15 protein-coding genes and 1 riboswitch are annotated in these 16,123 nt (G+C 37.0%); of the genes, 6 read left to right on the top strand and 9 right to left on the bottom strand.

Annotated features, from left to right (window positions below; all coding sequences use genetic code 11):
- Window positions 1-5: 5 nt before the first annotated feature.
- Complete coding sequence (locus KHA97_RS22370) at window positions 6-1,451, bottom strand: ABC transporter permease (RefSeq protein WP_213127061.1); 1,446 nt, start codon at window positions 1,449-1,451, stop codon at window positions 6-8.
- Between the two features lie 192 nt (window positions 1,452-1,643).
- Here KHA97_RS22370 and KHA97_RS22365 point away from each other — a divergent pair, with 192 nt between their 5' ends.
- The gene (locus KHA97_RS22365; protein ID WP_213127018.1) at window positions 1,644-3,383 is read left to right on the top strand and encodes an ABC transporter ATP-binding protein; all 1,740 of its coding nucleotides are present in this window, start codon (window positions 1,644-1,646) and stop codon (window positions 3,381-3,383) included.
- 155 nt (window positions 3,384-3,538) lie between these two features.
- Here KHA97_RS22365 and KHA97_RS22360 read toward each other — a convergent pair whose 3' ends face one another.
- The 4 genes from KHA97_RS22360 to KHA97_RS22345 all read right to left on the bottom strand — a co-directional run bounded on the left by KHA97_RS22360 (window position 3,539) and on the right by KHA97_RS22345 (window position 8,219).
- The gene (locus KHA97_RS22360; RefSeq protein ID WP_213127017.1) at window positions 3,539-4,588 is read right to left on the bottom strand and encodes a family 16 glycosylhydrolase; all 1,050 of its coding nucleotides are present in this window, start codon (window positions 4,586-4,588) and stop codon (window positions 3,539-3,541) included.
- 68 nt (window positions 4,589-4,656) lie between these two features.
- Entirely contained in the window at window positions 4,657-6,258 is a 1,602-nt protein-coding gene (locus tag KHA97_RS22355; RefSeq protein WP_233713727.1) for a glycosyl hydrolase family 8, read from the bottom strand.
- Window positions 6,259-6,841: 583 nt separating this feature from the next.
- The gene (locus KHA97_RS22350; protein WP_213127015.1) at window positions 6,842-7,468 is read right to left on the bottom strand and encodes an AmiS/UreI family transporter; all 627 of its coding nucleotides are present in this window, start codon (window positions 7,466-7,468) and stop codon (window positions 6,842-6,844) included.
- A 25-nt stretch (window positions 7,469-7,493) separates the two neighbouring features.
- Window positions 7,494-8,219, bottom strand: a complete 726-nt coding sequence (locus KHA97_RS22345; RefSeq protein ID WP_213127014.1) for a cysteine hydrolase — start codon at window positions 8,217-8,219, stop codon at window positions 7,494-7,496.
- A 172-nt stretch (window positions 8,220-8,391) separates the two neighbouring features.
- A riboswitch (SAM riboswitch) is annotated at window positions 8,392-8,495 on the bottom strand.
- A gap of 332 nt (window positions 8,496-8,827) precedes the next feature.
- Here KHA97_RS22345 and KHA97_RS22340 point away from each other — a divergent pair.
- Complete coding sequence (locus tag KHA97_RS22340; RefSeq protein WP_213127013.1) at window positions 8,828-9,442, top strand: protein kinase family protein; 615 nt, start codon at window positions 8,828-8,830, stop codon at window positions 9,440-9,442.
- Window positions 9,443-9,679: 237 nt separating this feature from the next.
- On the opposite strand, the gene KHA97_RS22335 is transcribed toward KHA97_RS22340, so the two are convergent.
- From KHA97_RS22335 to KHA97_RS22320, 4 genes are all read right to left on the bottom strand, one after another.
- Complete coding sequence (locus KHA97_RS22335; RefSeq protein ID WP_213127012.1) at window positions 9,680-9,835, bottom strand: hypothetical protein; 156 nt, start codon at window positions 9,833-9,835, stop codon at window positions 9,680-9,682.
- A 21-nt stretch (window positions 9,836-9,856) separates the two neighbouring features.
- Complete coding sequence (locus tag KHA97_RS22330; RefSeq protein WP_213127011.1) at window positions 9,857-10,618, bottom strand: sulfite exporter TauE/SafE family protein; 762 nt, start codon at window positions 10,616-10,618, stop codon at window positions 9,857-9,859.
- A gap of 522 nt (window positions 10,619-11,140) precedes the next feature.
- The gene (locus tag KHA97_RS22325) at window positions 11,141-11,428 is read right to left on the bottom strand and encodes a hypothetical protein (RefSeq protein ID WP_213127010.1); all 288 of its coding nucleotides are present in this window, start codon (window positions 11,426-11,428) and stop codon (window positions 11,141-11,143) included.
- 14 nt (window positions 11,429-11,442) lie between these two features.
- On the bottom strand, window positions 11,443-12,687 hold the full coding sequence (locus KHA97_RS22320) for an MFS transporter (RefSeq protein ID WP_213127009.1): 1,245 nt from the start codon (window positions 12,685-12,687) through the stop codon (window positions 11,443-11,445).
- 162 nt (window positions 12,688-12,849) lie between these two features.
- Here KHA97_RS22320 and KHA97_RS22315 point away from each other — a divergent pair, with 162 nt between their 5' ends.
- Genes KHA97_RS22315 through cysC form a run of 4 tightly spaced genes read left to right on the top strand, consistent with a single transcriptional unit; the run spans window position 12,850 to window position 16,116 of the window.
- Entirely contained in the window at window positions 12,850-13,611 is a 762-nt protein-coding gene (locus KHA97_RS22315) for a phosphosulfolactate synthase (protein ID WP_213127008.1), read from the top strand.
- Window positions 13,612-13,631: 20 nt separating this feature from the next.
- The gene (locus tag KHA97_RS22310) at window positions 13,632-14,342 is read left to right on the top strand and encodes a phosphoadenylyl-sulfate reductase (protein ID WP_213127007.1); all 711 of its coding nucleotides are present in this window, start codon (window positions 13,632-13,634) and stop codon (window positions 14,340-14,342) included.
- 15 nt (window positions 14,343-14,357) lie between these two features.
- On the top strand, window positions 14,358-15,506 hold the full coding sequence (sat, locus tag KHA97_RS22305; RefSeq protein WP_407658064.1) for a sulfate adenylyltransferase: 1,149 nt from the start codon (window positions 14,358-14,360) through the stop codon (window positions 15,504-15,506).
- A 10-nt stretch (window positions 15,507-15,516) separates the two neighbouring features.
- A complete protein-coding gene (cysC, locus tag KHA97_RS22300) occupies window positions 15,517-16,116 on the top strand; it encodes an adenylyl-sulfate kinase (protein ID WP_213127060.1) in 600 nt (199 codons plus the stop codon).
- Window positions 16,117-16,123 lie beyond the last annotated feature (7 nt).

The raw sequence follows: 16,123 nt of genomic DNA, 5'->3' as shown, positions 1-16,123 counted from the left end.
CTGCTTCAATATTGTTTCATCTTCGAACGGATGCGTGGGTCGAAAAAAGCATATAAAATGTCTATCAGAACATTCACTAACGAAATAGTGATTGCAATATAAACTACTCCGCCCATAATACTCGGAATATCAGGAATAAATTGTTTATCTACGATGTAGCTCCCTATTCCACTTATATTGAATACTTTTTCCGTAACTGCAGCCCCTCCGAGCATTCCTCCGAATAGAAGACCGATGACTGTAATGATGGGAATCATCGCATTTCCAATGGCATGTTTCCATAAAACATGGCTCTGGCTAAGACCTTTCGATTTTGCCGTAATAATGTAATCTTCATTAATTACCTCCAGCATGGAAGATCGTGTCATCCTCGCCACCGAAGCCGTCAACCCCGTCCCAAGCACCACGACTGGCATGATGATGGACAGCCAATTTTGTGGATTGTATGTTGCTGGCAGCCATTGCAATTTTATTGAAAAATTCAAGATAAAAATAAGTCCTTGCCAGAAACTCGGTATTGATAATCCAATTAATGCGATAAACATAAATGAATAATCAAAAAAAGAATTCGGCTTTGTTGCTGACACGATGCCAATTGGTATCGCGATTACAATCGCCATAATTAATGAAAAAATCGTAAGCTTAAACGTAATTGGAAATTTATTCGCGATACTTGTGGCGACATGTTCATTTCCGGTAAAAGATTTACCAAGATCAAAAGTAGCTATTCCTTTAATCGCATCCCATAACTGGACAAAATAAGATTGATCCAGACCATACAAATGATTAAACGACGCAATTTGTTCCTTCGTAGCCGATTCACCGAGAATATTTGCCGCAGGATCAAATGGTGATAAGTATAAAATCGTAAATACGAGTATTGCCACTCCAATAATAACGAATATACTCATAACCAAACGCTCAAAAATGTATTTTAAAAAGGCGTTACTATATAAAAGAATAAGTATATACATTGGCAAACCTGGAATAAATGATAACATTAAAAAAAGCGGGTTCGAGACCAGCGATTGAAATACAGCTTCAAACGATAATCTTTTCTCCCCTTGTTTATCAAGGTTTTCATTTGTTTTTTCAAGTAACGTCTTTTGAAATTTTTCTTCTGCCCATTTTTCTGCTTTCTGATCGATCTCTCGTTGACCTATATTTTCGTTAAAAAATTCCTGCTTTCTCATTAGTTGTTCTAGAAAATCTCGCCTTAATTGATCCTTATAACCGGAGGCGAGCAAAGCCTTTTTCGTTTCTTCTAATATCACAAAATAGGAATCATTTTTTCGTTTATAAAGATAATAGAAAAACACAAAAATATGCACGGGCAAGCCAAGTATCCAAAGCAAGTATTTATAAGAAGGCCGCAGTTGCATTTTCCTATAAGTACGGCTTATTAAAGCTTGTATGCTTTCACCTTTTCGGATTTTCTCGTTCGTTTCCATGACCCCTCTCAATAATGATTCCCTCCCCCCATACACAATGATGCAATCTCTGAAAGATAAAGCTACGTCAGGATTAAGAAGTGGGACTTTTAGTTAATAAAAGTTTAATTGCATTAATCCGACCGGTATAGTATAGTTTATTTTAGCTTTTTTAGAAAGTCAATATTTAGATTTTTGTTGGCGGTGGAAAAATTGGAGCCTATTTTAAAAGTAAGAGATTTACGTGTATCATTCCATACTCGGGACGGTGAATTTGAAGCTGTCCGTGGCATAAATTTTGAAGTAAAAAAAGGCGAAACACTTGGCATAGTCGGTGAGTCAGGAAGCGGGAAAAGTGTTACAGCTAGAAGTATCATGCGTCTTCTCCCCTCTCCTCCTTCTTATATGAAGGCGGGGGAAATAACGTTTCTTGGCGAAAACCTAGCCCATAAAACGGAAAAAGAAATGGAAGCGATTAGAGGTCGTGATATTGGAATGATTTTCCAAGATCCGATGACTTCTTTAAATCCAACGATCCGAATCGGAAAGCAAATTTCTGAGAGTCTGATTAAACATCAAAAACTATCAAAAAAGGAAGGTAAGAAACAAGCAATTGAAATATTGAAGCTTGTCGGAATCCGCAACAGTGAAGCACGGTATAATCAATATCCACATGAATTTTCCGGTGGCATGCGGCAAAGGGTAATGATCGCCATTGCCTTAGCTTGTCGTCCAACTTTACTCATTGCTGACGAACCGACAACTGCTCTTGACGTGACGATTCAAGCACAAATCTTAAACGTTATGAAAGATATACAAGAGAAATTCGGCACATCTATTATTTTGATCACTCACGATCTCGGGGTAGTTGCTGGAATGTGCGACCGTGTTGTCGTGATGAAAGATGGAGAAGTGGTAGAAACCGGCACAACAGAAGAAATATTTGAAAGTCCGAAACATCCATATACGTTGAAACTACTAAATGCTTTGCCACGATTGGATGAGAAGAAGAAACCGAAAAAAGTACCTTTAATTTTAGGGACAATGGATAAAGGCTTGCCTTTGCTCGACGTTAGATCTCTAAAGCAATATTTTGATATGGGTAAAGGGAATGTCTTAAAGGCTGTAGACAATATTAATTTTCAAATAAAACCTGGAGAAACCCTTGGACTGGTAGGAGAATCTGGATCGGGGAAATCAACGACTGGCCGCGCGATTTTACGACTGTACGAACCAACGGACGGAGAAATTTTATATCAAGGAATGGCAGTCAATCGCTTATCAAAAAGTGAAATGAAAACGATGCGCCGCCATATGCAAATGATTTTCCAAGACCCTTACTCTTCGCTCAATCCTCGATTTAAGGTTCTTGACATTATCGGGCAAGCATTGGACATCCATAGTTTAAGCGGAAGCACTGCAGAAAGAAGGAAAAAGGTAGAGAAACTTCTTGATATGGTAGGGCTAGAGGCATTTCATGCGGATCGCTATCCACATGAATTTTCAGGCGGACAACGCCAACGAATCGGGATAGCTAGGGCTCTCGCGGTAGAACCAAAGTTCATTGTCTGCGATGAACCATTATCGGCACTTGATGTTTCGATTCAATCTCAAGTAGTGAAATTATTGGAAGACTTACAGCAAGAGCTTGGATTGACTTATTTATTCATCGCCCATGACCTATCAATGGTGAAGCATATAAGTGACCGAGTCGCAGTCATGTATGCTGGAAAAATAGTAGAACTTGCCGAAAGTGAAGAACTGTACAGCAATCCGCAGCACGATTATACAAAATCGTTGCTTGCTGCTATACCCATTCCCGATCCAAAAGTAGAATCACAGAAAAAAAGAGTTTTGATGACGGAACAAACAGATGAAGATAAATATGGGTTGATGAATTCTGAACTTGTGGAAGTTTCTAAGGGACATTGGGTAGCAGTTCCTAGAAACTAAACTAACGGTATAGTTATGTACAATAGAATAGGCTTACTCCCCATTAAGTAGGAGGAGTTTGAGATAGATGATGACTTTGTAGCCTCCATCTTGTCTAATAATGCTAAAAATATAAAAGAAAACCCTCTAATGAGGGTTTTCTTTGTATTTATACTTTATTCAGCCCATAACTTAATTAACTCTTCTGCATTTTCAGTAAGGACTCTTTTTGCATCCGTAGTAATATGTTTTTGAAGAGCTTTATTGTTTATGTGTTTAATAAAATCCTCCACTGCCTTTATGGATTGTTTTTGATGCCCTTTTTCATACTGATGATCAGCTTGTTTAAGACTATTAGATAACTGGTTTGTAAGTGGACCAGTTACGTCCCCATTTGCAATATAGCTGTCTAGTAATTCATACATATACACAAGGCTTACAGATGGTGGTATTGTACCATCGTCATCTTTTTCAGGTGTGAACTTAATATAATCATAGTATGCGCGTATAGGAGTACCAGGATAAACAAACTCTCCCGTCCACGTTCTTGCAGCTGCACCAGCACCAGACCACAAATTGGCCATGATATAGGATGGATCAGAAGGCAATTCTATTCCATCACCAACTACAGTACGAACCAATTTACCATCCACAAACCATTTAATTTGATTTTGGGACCACTCTATAGCATAGTCGTGGTAGTCTTCTGAGGCGTCAAATCCAAGATCAATGATGGCATGAGCATTTACTCCTCGTACACCTTTTATAAAAAAGTTTGTTTCTAGCTTAGTCGTGTCTCTTCCTAAAATTTCTATATCAATCTCATCCCCATCTGGAGAATACGTGAATAATGAAGTGACAAGACCTACACCCTTAGCTACTTTAATTCGTCCCTCTATACGTCCATATCCATACTTTTCTAGAGTGTAAAACTCACCGGAAGTATAAGGCTTATTATTATTATTTGGTGCATCGTCTAGTCGAAGTACCATTTTTCCATCAGAAAACTCTACATTATCTTTTGACCAAGAAACGCCAAAGTCTGCCCCATTTGCCCAACCATCGGATCTAAACCACAAAGTTGGATCAAATGAATCAAAGTGATCTTCAAACCCCATACTTGTCTCCTCAGCCGAAGCAATACTTGAGTACAATGGAATTCCTCCAATATAAAATACAGCTATCATTAGAATAATTGACATTCCCTTGAAAGTTGTTTTCAACATATTATTTTATCTCTCCTCTAAAAGAATCCGTCTTATTTTCTGTTTTCGTCAGTAATATTCTTTTTACCTCAATCTGTCCATAACTGAATAAGCGCTTCAGCATTTAGAATAAGGACTCTTTTTGAATCTATAGTGATATGTTTTTGCAATCCCTGATTGTTAATGTGTTTTATAAAATCCTCCATTGCCTTGATGGCTTGCTTTTGTTGGCCATTAACATATTGATGCTCAGCTTGTTTAAGGCTATTAGTTAACTGGTTCGTAAGTGGGCCATTTACTTCCCCATTTGTAATATAAGTTTCTAGAAGATTATTCATATGATCCAAGCTTGGTGCAGTAGGTGACCACCAATTACCTGAAACAATAATCATGCTGAGCAGGCGGATATTGTTTGCAAAATATGCTCCTTTTGCTGTTTCTTTACCCACATTATAATCCCATAAATCATTTAACCACTGTTGGTTTGCCTCATCTATCATGGCACTGACCGTAAATGGAGCAGAAAAAGCTGCGTCTCCAGCATTATTAGATAATTGAGTCCCGTCTAATTTATACCCTCGCTTAATATTGACTGGGTTATCTGCAGTAGTCCCTCGTATCCAACTGTTCAACTTCGATAACTGGGCAATCGCTCGGTCATCACCAGTCACAAGATAATCAGTTGTAATACGCCAAGGAACACGAGAAGAATTCCAATAATAGTCTCCATCCCTACTAGACTCTAAAAACCATGCATGAGCTGGTTTAAATTTTCCAGTATCCAAATCTTTTAGGAGGAAATCAGGAAGTAAGCCTGTATTTGGACTATATTCCGCAAACACATCATTAATAATGCTGTAAGTTTTATCTATCACCTTATTCCAACGTTCATCTCCGGATATCATTTTATACGCTTGTAAATGCTGAAGCATGAAATCTGATGGACGAGTAGCTATACCATAAGTTTTACTATCGTCTGCTGCCCAGTCAGCCAATTTCAAATAATAATCCGTTTGGTGAACTTCGCTTTCCATTATGGCGTCAATTACTAATTTCGCTTGCTTTAAATAATTAATCTCTCCATCGCTACCCCATTGTTTGTCTGCAAGGAGCAAAGAATACGCAATATCCATATCTCCATCAAGAGCTGAATCGATTCCATTAACATCAACGATTTCATCATTAATAATAGCCTGCTGCCATGCCATTAATTGTGGATTAATTTCACTTGGATGTGCTCTAAAGTAACGATAAAGTCCATCATAGTAATTTTTTGCCTTCGGATCATGACCTGCCATTAATGCAGTAATCATCATGCCGTAGCCATGTGCTTCTGATACCGTAATAGCTTCTCTCGGATCATTTGTCGACTCACCATTATGGTTATAAAATACATAATACTGATCCTTATCATAAGGATTTTGCCTTAAGTAACGCTCTTTCCATTCATCGTATAATCGTGCCACCGTTGCATCCATCTCATCTTGACTAACGTGATTTGGCTTAATCGTTCCCTCTGTATATGTAACGTGTTGAGGAAACGGTCTTTTAGGTGTATCTTTACCTATATCTACCTTGTTTGAGCTTTTCGCAAAAGTAAGATTTGTAAAACTAGAAAATACTAAAAATAACATTATTAAAAATGATATTGCATGCCTTGCCTTTCCTGTTACTCTTTTCCCAACCACCATCTCCATCCTCCTCAAAAAAATAATGATAAAAACGCTTTCATTTCTTTTTGTATTTTGATTAATTTACATAACATACCTCCTCAAAGTATTAAAATATTTTAGTTCTATCGGTAGATAGGATAGAATTCTTCTGAAATGGAAAATCTTTATATATGGAAGAAAAAGGATGCGGTAAATATGGTTGATATAATTCTAAGTGGCAATTAGTTGTAGTAAACTCTATTAAAAAAACTATTATTGTTACACGCATAATAAATTTGTTACACCAAATGGTCAATATAACTTATTTACTATTTTATAAATTATATTTTGAAGCATCCGACAATATTCTCATTTTAAATCAGGACTTTTGTAAGTTAACCATGCTGCAACCTCGGACTATCATAGTGATTTATTACTATATTTCATAAGAATCAAATGCTAATTCATTAGACAAAAGACCTATTTCAGGAAAAATTCGACAAAACCTTTATCCGACTTACATAAACTTAGTATTTTTGTTCGTCTTTTGCTGCCATATAACAAAAAAGAAATAGGTCCCATTAATCAAAAAATCTAGGAACCTATTTCTATATAACAATGTTTAAGTTGAATAGTTTGTGACTTTTACTATTTTCTTCTGTTGTACGGATGTAGTTTGATAGAATAGACCAGCGACTATAACGCCAAAAATTCCGGCAACAATCCACATTATTTCGGCACCTATAGAATTCCAGACATTAATAAGCATAAGGAATCCAGGAATAGTAGCCGTGATCAGCGATAAAATCAATGTAACCCAGCCCGTAAAAATGGCGATATCTTTTTTCAGGGCGAGTAAGAGGAAGAATAGTGACCAGAGAAATGCCCACATGAACCAGATAATGCCAAACTTCGGATCCTGAAAATGGACAAAGCTTATGATCCCATAGCCCACAGCCATAAACGCAACCCATAGTGAAAACCAACCTACTCCTGCACTATCCCATTCCTTTAAGTTTGTAATCCCTACATAAAGATATGTGAGGCTAAATAAGAAAACACCTGAAGCATTAAATATCACCCAAGAATCCGAACCAGCAGTAAAAATAACGTAAAAGGGAGTAATGACCTGAATGGCACCGAGAAAAAGATTAAATAATCCCGCGCTTTTGCTATCTACCTTTCCTAAAAGCATCAATGCGTTAATGAAAAGAACAGCGCCGCAATACATTAAGCCAACATTTTGCATTTCTTTTCCCCCACTCTCTTCATGATCAAGAGACGCTTTCTCTTCGCTGCTGATTTAATAAATTTACAAACGCGTCTGCAGAAATAACTGGAGCGAAATAGTTATTAATCCTTTCCATTGCCGCAGCTTCCTGTTCAGGTTTTGCGCAGCCTGTTGCATCACCGATAATGATTGGGAGGTACCCATGGTCTCGAGCTGAACGAGCATTTCCTTCAATGCACCAATCAAGGTGAATACCAGTAAATACAATCACTTCCACTTGTTTACGTGCAAGCTCTAAGGGCAACTGAGTACCGACAAATGCTGTTTGCAAAGCTAGTTCATTAAATTGTAGATCTCCAGGTCTCACCAATGCTTTGAGCTCGTCGACGAGTTCATTATCCTGAGCCTTTTGTTCTTTCGTAAAATTTAACTTTTCTACCCATGTTTCATACTGAACTTTATCAAAAATGGACTTTGGATACTCCTCTCGAAAAACACTATAGCCAATCCAATTAAACGAAACAAAATTGGTTGCATTTCTGGCTGCTTCTACCACTTTTATCGTTGCAGGCAAACTTCCTCTTTCTCGATGATTTTCATGGCCCTGTGCTCCCGATGTTTCGTATAAAGATTTATTTTGACTAACGGATACAAATGCAGCCCTTCGTGTCAGAATCTCAGCTAAATCAAGTTTTTTCCATTGGGGAGCAAGTTCGGGGATAGCGTGAATTCCTCCAATTTTTTTTTCGATGCTTTCAACTGTTGCCATTCTTATTCCTCCAAATCATTAATTTTTTTGTCATAAAAAATTTATCCTTCCTTTTCTCCCTCCTTTTTTAAGAGACAATCTAAACCAAGTAAACATACCTTTTTACTTAGTTTAGAACAAAAAAATAAACCACTTCGATAAAGAAGAGGTTATAAGTCCGTCCGTTTGTCTCTTCTTATCTCTCAAGCATTTCGCTTGCTGGAATTGGCACAGTACTTAAAAAAGCCTGTTGCCGAGGTGTCATTGGGCCAGTCCCTCAACCTCTCTTAATAAGAATTACATTATGAAATTATCTAGAATCTTACATGATGGTAAATGTACTGTCAACCTAATTTTTGGAAATAATTCAAAAGAACTAGTTGCATAAATTCTTACTAAAATTGACCTGCCCAATATTTGGCTTTATAATAATCATAAACTTAATTCGATCCTTTAAGGGGAGTAGCTGTACAGTAAAGTCGTCAATACGGGATTTTTTTCCTCGGCTTTATTGGCAACATTTGTTGTTTGCGAGACCTTACCAATTTTCGGTAAGGTCTTTTATTTTTCCTTAGACACTATAACCGAAAAATGGTTATAGTGTTTTTTTGTTAAAAGGAGTTGAGAACTTGAATAATTATGCTGGTTTAGCAGGTAGTGTAGTAATCAATCCTAAAGATCATAAACTCATTCAATATGACGCTTCTTTAGCTTTAATTGGTGTAGGGCGCAGTGCTTATGTATTTAAAATAAATAATACAAATCATGCTTTGAAAGTATTTTTTCCTAGTTATCAGCATTTGGCTAAAGTGGAAGCTGACGTTTATAAAATAATTCAACATATCGACTATTTCCCAAGTTTGTATGAATCAGGCTCTCACTACCTGGTAATTGATTTCATTGATGGATACACACTATTTGAATGTCTCTCACGAGGGATTCCAGTTTCCGAAAACCATATTAAAGACGTCGATATGGCGATTAATCTTGCTCGAGAAGAAGGATTAAACCCATCAGATATCCATCTTCGTAATATTATAATCCATAATGGGAAGATAAAAATGATAGATGTTGCCCGTTTCAAACAAGGTGAGACAGACCATCAATGGAATGATTTAAAAACGGCTTTTTATCGCCTATATACGAAAAGTTTTTTCCCGAAAAAGATTCCCGCCTTCATGATGAATTGGATAGCTGTTCTCTATAAAAGATTTTATAGAAAAAGCCCAATTCATATTAAATAAATCACTCCTAAGAAAAGCGCAAGCGTCTTGCTCATCGACGTACAAACTTCTAGGCCTTTGACTGAGATAAAGGAAACACGGCGAGGGACGAGCCGATGTTGACTTATCGTAGGGAAAAGGACAGGAAGTTTCCTAGTCGATAGGCGCTGAAGCTGGACAAAGCAGACATCCATTGCCATGGAAATCCTATTTGAAATTTATACTTTCCTTACTCCCAAAAAAGCCAATCACAATTCTTCAAAACTTGTGATTGGCTTTTCCATTTATGTCTACTATGAAATTTTCTTTCTTTGAAAAATAATCAAGCATGCCTTCTACTCCAGCTTGTATTGCTCCTAAGAGCGTTAAAGGAACCAGCAGAAGGAGCAACGTCAACGCTAAACTTTTGAGCATTTGTAATCCCCACCAACTAGCTTAAATAAGCTTATACCCACTAATTAAGATCATCACTGCAATGATGGCTCGTAATGGTTTAGCTGGAAGCTTGGATGAAAACGTACTTCCTAAAAGGACACCTGGGATGGAGCCTGCTAAAAGATTGAACATTAATACGTAATCAACATTTCCTATACCGGCGTGCATTAGCCCTGCTGCTGTCACTAATAAGAATGCATGGGCAATATCTGTTCCTACTAATTCTGAGGGCTTCATTTTATAAAAATAAAGCATGGCGATAGCAAACATTGACCCAGAACCAATTGACGTTAATCCGACAATAAATCCTAGAACAACTCCTATTGTAATCGTTAATGTTCTTTTTTCATGTAATGGTTTCTGCTGTAGCTTCGTTTCATATTTTTTCTTATTAAATGTTTTAAATAAAGTGGTGAGTGCAACTAATATCAGGGCATACCCTAACGCATGTTTAATCAACTCTTCTTGATTATGGAAAAAAGAATCATATAAATGAAGCATACCTACGGCACAAATCGCGCTCGGAACACTTCCAATCGCAAGGTATTTTGCTAATTGAAAATTAATTGTCTTTTGACGCCAATGCTGAAAAGAACCGAATAATTTTGTGATTGAATTATATGCAAGATCGGTTCCAACCGCGATGGATGGACTAATTCCCAATAATACTAATATTGGAGTTAATAAAGCCGCTCCCCCAACTCCAGTTAATCCAACTAAAAAACCAACAAATAACCCCATTACAATAATGCCAATACTCATCAGGCACACCCCAAACCTTTGACTAGACTTCTATCCCAATTTATGTATACGCCTATTGCATGGTGACCTAATAAATAAAAAAAGATAAGCCAGGGATTGGACTTAATCTTTTGGGATTGAGTCAAGTTTGGATTCTCAAAGAAAATTGAAATTCACTCAATCTTCATCGAGAATTAAAAAGATTTCTCGATGAAATGGAAATCGTAACGAGTTTCATCGAGAATAAAGAAGGAATTATCGATGAAAATATAAAATCATAATGTTTCATCGAGAATTAGGGTAGGATTCTCGATGAATTCAAAATATCACAGTGTTTTGTCGAGAATTTCTTTAAAATTATCGATCAAATTGAAATCGCCAAAGAGTTTCCTCGAGAATAAAGAAGAAATTATCGATGAAATTTTAAATCACACTGTTTCATCGATAATTAAGGCAAAATTCTTCTATGTAATTGGAAATACGAATGAGTTCCATCGTAATTGCCATTACCACTCGTCATATCCTTGGACGGACTTCCAGAATTCACTTCTTCTCCTGTTCCTCTTCTAATAATTCTATTTTCTTACATCCAACGTACAGACAAGAATAGATATCAGCTTCTGGATTCGCTTTTGCTATGCCTTTTACGTAAGGTGTGACCAAATCTTTAAAATCGGCTCCTACTCCTTCTTCTTCCAGTATCCCGTATATATACAGTTTTTTTTCATCAAATAAAACGGCTAAATTTCCTACGGCTTTGTTTTTTGAATCAACCACATTTAGAAGCTGGTAATGTTGAGTCATGATTTCGGGTGAAAAATAAATTTCCATGCAGTGGCTCTCCTTTACGTAAACTCCAATTTTTCAAACAACGAATCGCTTTCCTGTTTGGGCTCTTTCTTTCCTACACGAATGAGCACTAAACATAGAAATGCTACAAACAGTGTCAGGCCAGCGGTGGATAAAAACATACCTGTTCGTGACCATTCCATTAATGCAGTGTATACAGGTGGACCGATTGCAACGCCCAAAAAACGGACGGAACCATATAGCGACGTTACAAATCCACGTCTATCAGAAGGAACAGAACCTGTTATAAAGCTATTAATACAAGGTAGAACTAAACCAGTTCCTACGCTGCTAATGACTAGCACTGAAAAAAATGGAACTAAACTTTTAAAGAAAACAAGCGTTGAAAACGACGCCGTCATGAGCAATAAACCTATAATAATTAATTTTTTCATGAGTCTCATATTTTTCCCGATCTTAGTTCCAGTAATGTAAGAGGTTGTTGTCATGAACAATAACGGAATCGCTAAAATCGCTCCTTTCAGTAATCCATCAATTTGATGATCCTTCTCTAAAATATCTGAAATGTAAAATAGGATACCAAATAAAGCAAAAAGGCATGTAGCACCTGTCAAATATGCGACCAATAACCATCGACCCTCTGTTTTAAAAACAGAAGCGAGACCCTTTACGTAGTTCCCAAATGGCGGAGGTTCTTCCTCCTTTTTCTTTTCTTTTACAAAAAATATCGTTAATAAAATGGAAATAAGGCAAAAAATAGGGAAGGCAAAAAAAGCCGCATACCAGATAATCAGTGCCAATAAAGAACCGATAATAGGACTGATTACTTTCCCAACACCATTAGATGCCTCAACTAATCCTAATACTTTACTTTGCTCTCCTCCTTTAAATAAGTCCCCCGTCAATGCCATTGCAATCGGAGCGGTACCGGCTGCTCCTATCCCTTGCATGATCCGCCCGACGAGAATCCACGTATAGGTATTAGAAAACCAAGCCGCTGCCATTCCCGCTAATATTCCACCGCTCCCATACAAAATTAGTGCAGGGATTATAATGGCCTTTCGTGAAAATCGGTCTGATAAATACCCTAAAATTGGAATTGCAATTGCAGCTGCAATGGAAAAAACAGTAATGATTAAACTAATTTTAAATTGAGATACATCCAATACTGATTTCATTTTAGGCAATACGGGAATTAGCATAGAGTTTCCAAGTACTAGAATGAGCGGGATGGAACTAATTGCAAGAATTGTCCCGCCTTTCGGTTTTTTCTTAGACAAAGCTGTCCTCTCCCCTGCTGCAAGAATCTTGTTTATTGTTTGAATGCACCTCTCTTTTTATACAGGGCAAATGCCTATTTTCCATGGTAAAAGCCCATTCTTTACACATTCGCCCATTTTTCGAATAGGCTAACCTAGAAAAATAGAGGAGGCACTTTCCCTATGGATTTTTTACATTTACCCGAAAGAACGATAAAACCAAGAACTTATGGTCTAACATCCATTATTGATTTAGGTACCCCTTACGAAGAATTAAAGAATATATTAACGGATTATAGTCACCTGATTGATGTGGCTAAAATTGGTATTGGCTCTGCTTACGTTGCTCCAAACCTTAAGAAAAAAATCGATTTATATAAGGAATTTAATGTAAAACCTTATTGTGGCGGTACATTATTTGAAAAATGCTATTTACAAAAAAAGATTCCGGAATACTTACATTTTTTGCAGCTACACGGAATTGAATGGGTTGAAGTTTCATCTGGAACATTAGACATTTCTATTGAGGAACGCTTAAATATTATTTCTAATTTGTTGAAAGATTTTCATGTGATTGCTGAGGTGGGGTCAAAGGACGTCAATCATCACATGGATATTTCTGAATGGAAGCAAGAAATTGAGCTCTTATTGAATGCTGGTTGTAATTACGTTATTACAGAAGGAAGAGATTCTGGAACTTCTGGAATTTATAACCAAAATGGCAAAATTAATGCGGATTTAATCTCAAACATACTAGAAAATCTCGATTACGAAAAAATCATCTTTGAAGCTCCAACACCAAAACATCAAATGTATTTCATCAACGAAATCGGACCTAATGTCAATTTAGGAAATGTAAAACTAAGTGATGTATTAGTTCTTGAAGCACAACGCTGTGGACTTAGATGCGAAACGTTTTTTATGGGAGAACACATGCTCATTTAAATCGAAATGGGGTGAAAAACATGTCTGACGTTTTAAGCTATGAAAATTGGAACGAAGAAAAAATTAAAAATATTTCAAATGAATATCCAGATTATATGGATATTTTAAAATGGGCTTTTCAAGAGTACGGGGATGAGATTGTGTATGCTTGCAGTTTCGGCGCTGAGGGTATCGTACTCATTGATCTAATTAATAAAGTAAATCCTCATGCAAATATCATTTTTCTCGATACAGGACTTCATTTTCCTGAAACATATGAATTAATTGAAAAAGTAAAACTTCGTTATCCCACTCTAAACATCAAAATGGTTAAACCAAAAATTACTGTCGGGGAGCAAGCCGCTATGTTTGGTGATGAATTATGGACTGAACATCCGAATCAATGCTGCCATATTCGAAAAGTGCTCCCTTTACAGGAAGCTTTAAAAAATACAAAAGCTTGGATTTCAGGCTTAAGACGGGATCAATCACCGACAAGAAGCAATACCCAATTTATTAATAAAGATCATAAGTTTTCGAATATCAAAATTTGTCCACTAATTCATTGGACTTGGGACGATATTTTGACGTATATCCAATTGAATAATTTACCGTACAACCCTCTTCATGATCAAGGCTATCCTAGCATTGGCTGTTGGCCTTGTACTTCTGCTGTACTTGATCAAGACGACCTTCGATCAGGGCGATGGGCGGGAACTACGAAACTGGAATGTGGACTTCATCAGACATGAATAAAGGAGGTAAACATATTGAGTATTATTCCACATGGGGGAAAACTAGTTAATCGAATTAAGCTTTCATCTGTTGCAGACCTTTCTCTTAACTATGTTGAACTTGATAATATGGAACTTAGTGATTTGGAGTTAATCGCCAATGGTGCTTATAGCCCTCTCGAAGGATTTATGGGAAAAGCGGACTATTATTCTGTCCTCCATAATATGAGATTGAATAATGGAATTCCATGGTCCATCCCAATAACATTAGCAGTTGATAAATGGAAGGCAGCAGAAATCGAGGCAGGAGAAAGGATTAATCTTGTTCATAATGACATGATTTATGGAATGTTGGAAGTAGAGGAAAAGTTTAAACCCGACAAACATATGGAAGCAGATCTCATTTTTAGAACGACAGATCTCAACCACCCTGGGGTGAGAAAACTTTTCGAAAGAGAAGATTTCTATATCTCTGGTCCAATCACCCTTATAAAAAAACCCGAAAAAATAACGTTCACCTCATTTTATTTAGATCCTATAGAAACAAGAAAAAAATTTGATGAATTGGGCTGGAAGACGATCGTCGGCTTCCAAACTAGAAACCCCGTCCATCGTGCCCATGAATATATTCAGAAATCCGCATTAGAAATAGTCGACGGACTGTTCTTAAATCCACTTGTTGGCGAGACGAAAGCAGACGATATCCCGAGTGAAATCCGAATGAAAAGCTATCAAATATTAATTGAAAACTATTACCCAAAAAACAGAGTATTTTTATCTGTATTCCCTGCCGCTATGCGCTATGCCGGCCCTAGAGAAGCTATTTTCCATGCAATTGTCAGGAAAAATTTTGGCTGTACTCATTTTATCGTTGGGAGGGATCATGCCGGAGTAGGAAACTATTACGGAACTTATGACTCGCAAAAAATATTCAGTTATTTCGATGAAGATGAATTAGAAATTAAGCCGTTATTTTTCGAACATAGCTTTTACTGCAAGAAATGCGAAAACATGGCATCCGAAAAAACATGTCCACATGATTCGGAACATCACGTAATTTTATCTGGGACAAAAGTAAGGGAAATGTTAAAAAACGGAGAACATCCTCCAAAGGAATTTAGTCGTCCTGAAGTAGTTGAAACGCTTATTGAAGGACTAAATGAAGCCTATATCTTGCATTGAAGGTGATGAAATGGGGAAAAGCAGTCATATCGTTTGGCACGATACGTTAGTAACAAAAAGAGACCGGCAGCTTAGGAATGGCCATAAAAGCTGTGTCCTTTGGTTTACCGGATTATCTGGTTCCGGAAAATCTTCCTTGGCTAATGCTTTAGATGTTGAATTATTTCACCAAGGGATTAAAAGCTATGTATTAGATGGGGATAATATTCGTCACGGATTAAACAAAGATTTAAGCTTTAAAAAAGAAGATCGGAAAGAAAATATTCGTAGAGTTGGTGAAGTGGCAAAACTGTTTGTAGATAGTGGCCACATCGTTTCCACTGCATTTATTTCTCCTTTTTATGAGGATCGACAATTAGTTCGAAACATGTTCGAGCAGAACGAATTTATAGAGGTATTTGTGGATTGCCCGTTGCATTTATGCGAAAAGCGTGATCCTAAAGGTTTATACAAAAAAGCTAGGTTAGGAGAAATCTCAGATTTTACTGGTATCGATTCACCATATGAAGTTCCTATCAATCCCGAACTTGTTATTGAAGCAGACAAAATGACTATCGAGAAATCGGTTCAATTAGTTATGTCTTATTTAAAAGATAGCGATATCTTGTAAAAAGGCT

It is taken from the genome of Lederbergia citri (genome assembly GCF_018343625.1).
Classification (GTDB): domain Bacteria; phylum Bacillota; class Bacilli; order Bacillales; family Bacillaceae_C; genus Lederbergia; species Lederbergia citri.
Note: the sequence above shows the minus strand (reverse complement) of the source record. Positions and strands in the feature narration are given on the sequence as shown.